The organism is Actinomyces israelii DSM 43320, assembly GCF_000711965.1.
Classification (GTDB): domain Bacteria; phylum Actinomycetota; class Actinomycetes; order Actinomycetales; family Actinomycetaceae; genus Actinomyces; species Actinomyces israelii.
Window position 1 is genome coordinate 1 of the sequence record NZ_JONS01000077.1, and the last position, 7,595, is coordinate 7,595.

Below are 7,595 nucleotides of genomic sequence, written 5' to 3' on the forward strand. Positions count from 1 at the left end.
AGAACCCCGGCGACTACGAGACCACCCCCTACCACCCCGCCCTCCACACCCTCGGCCTGACCCCACTACTCGACACCATCCCACCCTTCTAAAACACACCCACACCACCAACCCGCTGGCGGGCACCGGTGGACCAGGACCAAGAAAGAGACGGGCCAGCAGCTGCCTGACTCGCTCAGAAGGCCGCCCTGCTGGGCTCCACCGTGGGCTTGCGCTCGTTGCCCGGCCCACGGTCCGCGCCGGGACCCGGCGGCCGGGTCCGGTCGAGGGGCGGCGGGTCCTCAGGCGCGGGCGACGCCCCGGGACGGTGATCCGGTGGCGTCGTCGGCTCTCCGCCGGGCCAGCGAGAAGGTCCCGACAGCCCGGTCAAGCTGATTCCTCGGGTCAGTGCGTTCCAGGCGTCGTCGTCGAAGGCGCCCTGCGGACAGACCTCGACCGCCGACAGCGCCACGTCGTCGGCCGACCAGACTCGAACGAAGGACTTCCCGGCGGCGTCCGAGCCGTCCACCTTCGCGGTGAAGGAACTGACGATCCCGGCATAGGGCTCACCGCCGTTCAGGCCGGTGAGCCGAGCCCGGCCGGTACCGGCGTACGACTGGTACCCCGTACCCAGACCGTCCGCCCGCGCCTCGGACAAGGACTGGTCGTCGCCGTCAGGGACGACCGGCTGCAGGCCGGAGGCGACCTCCGCGCGTACGGAGCACCCAGTTGCCGGCGAGGACCAGGAGCGCTCGGCCACGGTGCTCCCGCCGGCGGGGGAGGGGGATGCGGAGGCGGCGTAGCCGTCGAGCTCGGGGAAGGAGACGGCGACGGCCGAGGCGAGCGCCGGCACGGAGGGTGCTGCCGCGGCGTCGCCGGCCGCCGTCGAGACGGGCGAGGAACGGGCGTCCGGATCCGTTCGGCAGGATACCCCGCAGGTTGCTACGGCGGCCGCGGCAACCAGCGCCAGTGCGCGACGAACGGCTGTTGCGAACGCCCTTGGGGTGATGGGGCGCATAACAAGCAGCCTACCGTCGGGAGCCGGTCAGTATGCGAGAAAAGCCGCTTACCGCCGTGAGCGCGGCTGTAGGCTGCGGCCATGTCTGAGACCGCGGCCGCCGCTCCCACGCCCAGCTCCCTCGAGACGCCTCTGGCCCGTGCCGCCGCCGTCGCCGTCCCCCCCGCCGACGAGCTCGCCGGCCGCTTCCCCCTGACCCCCAACCCCGACGCCGCCAGTGACGCGCAGCGCGCGCAGGCCCTGACCGACCTCCACTTCGGGAGCGTGTTCTCCGACCACATGGCGCACGCCCGCTGGACGCGCGGCGTGGGCTGGGCCGGCCACGCGGTCACGGCCTACAGGGACCTCACGCTGTCCCCCGCCGCCGCCGTCCTGCACTACGGGCAGGAGATCTTCGAGGGAATCAAGGCCTACCGGCACGCCGACGGCAGCATCTGGACCTTCCGACCCCGCTACAACGCGGCCCGGCTCAATGTCTCCGCCCGCCGCCTGGCGCTGCCCGAGCTGCCCGAGGAGGACTTCGTCGCCTCCCTGGTGGACCTGGTGCGCGCCGACGTCCAGTGGGTCCCCGCCGGTCGGGGCGAGTCCCTCTACCTGCGTCCCTTCGCCTTCGCCTCCGCGGCATTCCTGGGGGTGCGCGCCGCGGACGTCGTGGACTACTACGTCATCGCCTCGCCCTCGGGCGCCTACTTCACCGGAGGCCTGAAGCCCATCAGCATCTGGGTCACCCAGAACCACCACCGCGCCGGGCGCGGCGGCACCGGCTTCGCCAAGACCGGCGGCAACTACGCCTCCTCGCTGCTGCCTCAGGAGGAGGCCGCGGCCAAGGGCTGCGACCAGGTCTGCTTCCTCGACGACGTCACCGAGCGCAATCTCGAAGAGCTCGGCGGCATGAACATCATGGTCGTTGACGACGACGGGACGGTGCGCACCCCCCACCTGACCGGCACGATCCTGGAGGGCAGCACCCGTTCGGCGATCATCCGACTGCTCACCGACGCCGGTCGCCGGGTCGTGGAGGACACCATCGCCCTGGAGGGCCTGCTGGAGGACATCGAGTCCGGGAAGGTCCGCGAGGTGTTCGCCTGCGGGACGGCCGCCGTCGTCGTGCCTCTAGGGCGTCTCAAGGGGGAGGGCTTCGAGGTGACCATTGAGGGCAGCGAGGTCACCAGCGAGATCCACGACCGCCTCACCGGCATCCAGTACGGAGCCTACGAGGACCCGTACGGCTGGATGTACAGGCTCGCCTGAGCAGGGCCCTGCCGGCGCAGGGGCAATACGTAACCTGATTGATGTGTGTCGGCACGCGAGGCTGATTCTAGAGCCGCGCGAGCAGGTGGTTGCATAGCGCCATGACTGACACCGCCCTGCGTCATCCCTCCCCATCGGCCACGACGCCCCTGGAACCCGACGATCCCCCCATGTCGGGTGCTGGGGACGACGCCCCTACGCGCCGGTCCAGACGCCTCTGGAAGATCGGGCTGCTCTCGGTGCTGGGCCTGGTGCTGCTCCTGGTTCTGGGGACTGTGGCCGTCGGCCTGTGGGTCAGGCACACGCTGGGCAGCAGCGTGGAAACCTTCGCCGACCCGTTCGCGGGCCTGCCGACGCGCGCCCCGCAGCAGGCGGTCGAGAAGGGACAGGAGCCCGCAACGAACTTCCTGGTGCTCGGCTCGGACTCGCGCATCAGCGCGGGCGACCCCTCTCAGTGGCAGGTCGGCGCTCAGCGCACCGATGCGATCATGATCGTGCAGGTCAGCGGGGACCGGCAGAAGGTGTCGGTCATGTCCATTCCGCGCGACTCCTGGGTCGACATCCCCGGCCATGGGCCGGCCAAGATCAACGCGGCGTACTCCTACGGCGGACCGGCTTTGACGATTCAGACCGTCGAACAGCTCACCGGAATCCGCATCAATCACTTCATCGTGGCCGACTTCGAGTCCTTCAAGACCCTGACCGATGAGATCGGGGGCGTGACCATTAATCTGAAGAACCCGCAGACCCTGGCAGGAACCGAGTTCAGTGCGGGTGCCCAGATGCTCAACGGCGAGCAGGCCCTCGCCTACACGCGCGAGCGCAAGACGCTGCCGGGCGGCGACTTCGACAGGATCAACCGGCAGCAGGCGTGGATGCGGGCGATCGTGTTCCAGGTCTTCAACGGCGACACCCTATCCGACCCGACGAAGCTGTACTCCTTCCTTCACGCGGTCACCAGCACCATGGCGGTCGACGAGGGCTTTACCATTGATGAGATGCAGAATCTCGCGCTGGGGGTGCGGGGCGTGCGGTCCAGGGACATCAAGTTCATGACCGTGCCGACTGCAGGGACCGACATGTCCCATGACGGACAATCCATTGTCAACCTCGATCCAGATGCGGACGCCCTGCTCTTTGAGGCCTTCGCGACTGACGCCGTCGAGGAGTACATGGAGTCCCATCCCGGTGCCGTCGAGCTGTTGCCGGCCACGGTGAACTGACGCGGAGTCCCTTACGCGAATGCGTCTGGCCCCGAGCCGGCGCCCTACAAGGAACGACAAATGACTGACAATGATCTGGGGCGACCTGGGAGCGCGAGGAGGACTCCTCGTGTGGCTCTGATGACGCTGCACAGTGTCGGGGACTACGGCACGGCGCTGCAGGCGCTCGCGACCCAGGGCCTCATTGAGAAGGCCGGGGCGCGGTGCTCCGTCGTCGACTTCCGTCGTGAAGGGGCGGGGGACGGCGCCGCGAGCTATTTCTCCGGAAGTCGATACGCCCACATTCCTCTGGCGACTCGGGCGCACGCCGTGCTTCGAGGGCGCGATGCGCGGCGGCGGTCGTCGGTGTTCCGCGACTTTCTCAAGAGAAGACTTCACCTGACGCCCGAGCGCTACTGCTCATTCGATGACCTCCGTCGCTTTCCGGCTGACGACTATGACGTGTGCTGCGTGGGGGCGGGTCAGGTGTGGAACATTGAACGCAACCGAGACAACCGCCCGTTCTACCTGTCGTTCCTGCCGCAGGAGGCCCGCCGATTCTCCTTCGCCTCGTCCACTGGAACGCCTGTGCTTCCGAAGAGCGAGGAGCGTCGCGCGCGAAGGGCGCTGTCTCGCTTCAGCGGCCTGTCCGTCAGAGAGGCCAGGGCGTATGACTACCTCATGTCGCTCGGCCTTCAGGTCGAGCAGCACGTGGATCCCACGCTCGCCGCTCCCGCCGGCTACTGGCGCAGGATCGCGTCTGCGCCCATTGTGGAGCGGCCGTACATCGCCGTCCACCAGCTCACTCGCAACCCGCTGCTCGTGAGTGCGGCCACCCGCATGGCGAGGAGGACCGGACTGCCTGTGGTGAGGATCGACTACTGGTCGACCATGCGCATGTTCACTGCGAAGCATTATGTGGCTCCTTCTGTAGAGGACTTCCTCAGCCTGATAAAGAACGCCTCGTTCGTGGTCACCGACTCATTTTACGTAGTTGCTCTCTCGCACATATTTGAGACGCAGTTCGCCGCTGTCCCGCCGCCTCGCTGCAGTGGACTTATTGTGTCGACCCTGCATCTTCTGGGAACGGACCGCAACCTTGTCGGCTCGATCGACCGCGTTGACGATATTGCGCTTCGCTGGGGAGCGCTCTCCTATGATCGCGAGCGCCTCGCGCATGAGCGCCGTCGCGCCCTGTCGTATATTCGCTCGCAGGTGTCGCGTCAGTGAGGCGAGCGAGTCCGCAATTCGGCCCTGCGGGGGGGCTCAGGCCGAACCGTCTTGGGTGATAACCACCCGCAGCGTCTTGAACAGGATCCGGATGTCCATGGACAACGACCAGTTCTCCACGTAGAACAGGTCGAAACGGAGCGCCTCCTCCCAGGGCAGCGAGGACCGCCCGTTGACCTGCCACAGACCGGTGATCCCCGGCTTGGTCAGAAGGCGGCGGGACGCGACGTCGTCGTAGAGCTCCACCTCGGCGGGAACCTGCGGCCTGGGGCCGACCAGGCTCATCGTCCCCTGGAGAACATTGAACAGCTGTGGAAGCTCGTCAAGGGAGGCGCGCCTCAGGAACCGCCCGATCCGGGTGATCCGCGGGTCGTTGTCGATCTTGAACAGCGGCCTGTCCGCCGTGCCCTGCCGGGCCAGCAGAGCAGTGAGCTCGGCGTCGGCGTTGACACGCATGGTGCGGAACTTCCATATGCGGAACTCGCGTCCCCTGAGCCCCACGCGCGTCTGCCGGAAGAGCGCCGGACCGTGGTCCCCGACCCGGATGAGCGCCGGGATCACGATCCACAGCGGTGCGAGCGCGGCAATGAGCGTCGTGGACACGAGAATATCGAACAGCCGCTTCGCCAGGAGGCCGACCCCGTCCAGACGGGGAACCTGGATCTCAATCAGCGAGATTCCGTCGACCGGGCGCAGGTGAAGACGCGGCCCGGCTACGTCGAGCATGGACGGGACCATCACGAGCCTGCTGGTCGGCCCCAGCATCCAGCTGATCCGCCGGATGCGGGAGGGGTTCAACCCGGATTCCCGAGCGATGATGAGCGTGATGCCCTCGGCTCCGCTGACTCTCCGGGGCAGACAGGCGGTGTCGCCGATCAGGAGGGAGGACAGCCCGGTCTCAGGGCCGACGGCATCTGCATCGGACAGGAAGACGCCCACGACCGCCAGTCCGAGCTCGGGGCGTCGGCCGATCTCCGCAATGACGGCCGGCACCGATTCCGAGGAGCCCACAATGAACGTGGGGTGAGTGAACGCCCCACTCTTCCTCGCCTTGACCAGGCGCCGGCGCGCCAGCCAGCGCCAGAGCTGAAGAGACATGACTCCAGTGGGCAGGGCCACCAGGAAGTAGCCGCGCGACAGCTCGACTCCGGCGAGATAGGAGAGCAGCGCGAGGCCGCCGAACTCGGTGATTGTGGCCTGGAAGACCCGGTGGTACTCGTCGGAGCCGTATCCGAGAAGGTGCTCCCTGTATGACTTCAGGGCCGCCAGGAGCAGCCACCAGGTGAGGATGATGGCGACGCCCAGCAGGACATAGCTCGCCGTGGGGCCGCCGTGACGAATTGTGGCGATGGCGGCGTCCCCTGCGCCGAAGCGCACCAGGTGGGAGAAGACTATGACCAGCGAGATGATAACAAGGTCGCCTATTCGCAGGGCGCGCTGGAAAGACTCGGTTGCGAGAGCGGATTCGGGCTTCGCGAGAGCCCTGTAGTCGAGATTCTGCCGGGTCATGTGGTGTTGTTTTTATCGTGCAGTACAGTCGCAGTATCGTCAGTGCGGGAGGGAAGGGGCGCGGGGGAGCCTTATCGGGGCGGGCTGGAGAGCCCGGAGGGCTCTGCGCGCCCGTCCCAGGAGACCCGGTCGGCGAGCAGGCCCAGGTTGTCGGTGATCGCCTGCGCGGTGATCCGAGCGGCATGCTCGCCGCGTCCATAAGGATCGTCGATCCAGTCCTCCGGCCGCGGAACCGGGCGGCGCGCCAGGACGGTCTCGGCCAAGGACCACCACGGGATGGTGACGCCATGAGGCAGGAGGGACAGGACCGCTCCGGCCTGCCCGAGCGCGAGGACCCGCTCGGAGCTCTCGGGGTGACCGGCGAGGATCCACTCGCGGTGCTCCGGGCCGAAGACCAGGAGAATGTCGGCCTCATCGAGGATCCTCCCGGTGAGCTGTCGGGCGCGGTGCTCGTGGGAATCGGCTCCGAGTCCCTCCGCGATCCTGGCGAAGGTGTCATCGAGCCCGTGCCCGACCACGGCCATGATGCCCGCCGAGACGACGTCCAGGCCCTTCGTCATCGGGTTGGCCCTGAAGCAGGACGCTGCGAATGCGGACCGGCAGATATTGCCCGTGCAGACGAAGAGGACGCGCGGCGGTCGCGATGACCTCGCCCGCGACGCCCGGTTCCGTGCGGCGGTCCTGAGCCACGGTGGCGGTTGCGTCATCTTGCCATCACGCCTTGGTGGTGATGGTCGGGGGCGTCGTGCCGACAGTGCCGACGCGGGAGCGCCAGGTTCGCGCATCCGTCGACGCCCACCTGCTGGCGCCGGGCCTGCGCCGCGTCAGCATGGCGACGAACTCCGCCGTTGACGCGGCCCCTCCGGCATGCTCGGCATTGTCGGCGTGCTTGGTGGGGCCAAGGCCGAGGGCCCGGTTCGCGTGCCGCGGCGGAGGTGCGGCGCCCCCGGGCGCCGCACCCGGGGGCGCCGCAGCGGGAGCGGCGGGCTCCGAGGGCTGCACATGGCTGTCGGTGGTGTACCCGTACACCGTTTCACCGTAGCGCAGACGGTCGACGGCCGATGATGGGGCCTGGTTGAGGGCGACCCCGAGGACCCAGGGGGTCGGCGTAGTCGTGGGTGTGTTGGTGGGGGTGCGGCGCGGTTCCTGGGGTGACGATGGGTGTGTCCTACGCACCCTTTCGTCGTCAGGAGCCGCGCCGCTATGCCATCTTCCCCTATCAACATTGCTGGGCGCCAGCCGAGCCTGATGCAGGTCTTGTCCACCGTGCCCGATCCCAGGTGCGCCCGGGGAATGAGGCACCGGCTGGAGGTGATCCTGGCCGTGGCGGTGGGGGCCGTGCTGTCCGGAGCGCGCAGCCTGCTGGCCATCGGGCAGTGGGCCGCCGGCCTGGACGCCGAGGCGCG

At 68.2% G+C, this 7,595-nt stretch carries 8 protein-coding genes; 4 read left to right on the forward strand and 4 right to left on the reverse strand.

Annotated elements, in window-relative coordinates; genetic code table 11:
- Positions 1-175: 175 nt before the first annotated feature.
- A complete protein-coding gene (locus O145_RS18505; RefSeq protein WP_052375251.1) occupies positions 176-832 on the reverse strand; it encodes a hypothetical protein in 657 nt (218 codons plus the stop codon).
- A gap of 246 nt (positions 833-1,078) precedes the next feature.
- On the opposite strand from O145_RS18505, the gene O145_RS14825 reads away from it, so the two are divergent.
- From O145_RS14825 to O145_RS14835, 3 genes are all read left to right on the forward strand, one after another.
- Positions 1,079-2,248, forward strand: a complete 1,170-nt coding sequence (locus O145_RS14825) for a branched-chain amino acid aminotransferase (RefSeq protein WP_043564371.1) — start codon at positions 1,079-1,081, stop codon at positions 2,246-2,248.
- Between the two features lie 101 nt (positions 2,249-2,349).
- Positions 2,350-3,471 carry an LCP family protein gene (locus O145_RS14830; RefSeq protein ID WP_043564373.1) on the forward strand — a complete coding sequence of 374 codons (1,122 nt, stop codon included), beginning with the start codon at positions 2,350-2,352 and terminating at the stop codon, positions 3,469-3,471.
- A 120-nt stretch (positions 3,472-3,591) separates the two neighbouring features.
- Positions 3,592-4,680 carry a polysaccharide pyruvyl transferase family protein gene (locus tag O145_RS14835; protein ID WP_229118615.1) on the forward strand — a complete coding sequence of 363 codons (1,089 nt, stop codon included), beginning with the start codon at positions 3,592-3,594 and terminating at the stop codon, positions 4,678-4,680.
- Between the two features lie 36 nt (positions 4,681-4,716).
- Here O145_RS14835 and O145_RS14840 read toward each other — a convergent pair whose 3' ends face one another.
- The 3 genes from O145_RS14840 to O145_RS18765 all read right to left on the reverse strand — a co-directional run bounded on the left by O145_RS14840 (position 4,717) and on the right by O145_RS18765 (position 7,218).
- The gene (locus O145_RS14840; protein WP_043564375.1) at positions 4,717-6,189 is read right to left on the reverse strand and encodes a sugar transferase; all 1,473 of its coding nucleotides are present in this window, start codon (positions 6,187-6,189) and stop codon (positions 4,717-4,719) included.
- 71 nt (positions 6,190-6,260) lie between these two features.
- Entirely contained in the window at positions 6,261-6,974 is a 714-nt protein-coding gene (locus O145_RS16745) for an arsenate reductase/protein-tyrosine-phosphatase family protein (RefSeq protein ID WP_084682670.1), read from the reverse strand.
- Entirely contained in the window at positions 6,904-7,218 is a 315-nt protein-coding gene (locus tag O145_RS18765; protein ID WP_043564377.1) for a hypothetical protein, read from the reverse strand. Before O145_RS18765 ends, O145_RS16745 begins: the two co-directional genes overlap by 71 nt.
- A 174-nt stretch (positions 7,219-7,392) precedes the next feature.
- Here O145_RS18765 and O145_RS18510 point away from each other — a divergent pair.
- Positions 7,393-7,595: transposase family protein (locus O145_RS18510; RefSeq protein WP_169740380.1), on the forward strand; the 203-nt coding region annotated here is incomplete at its 3' end.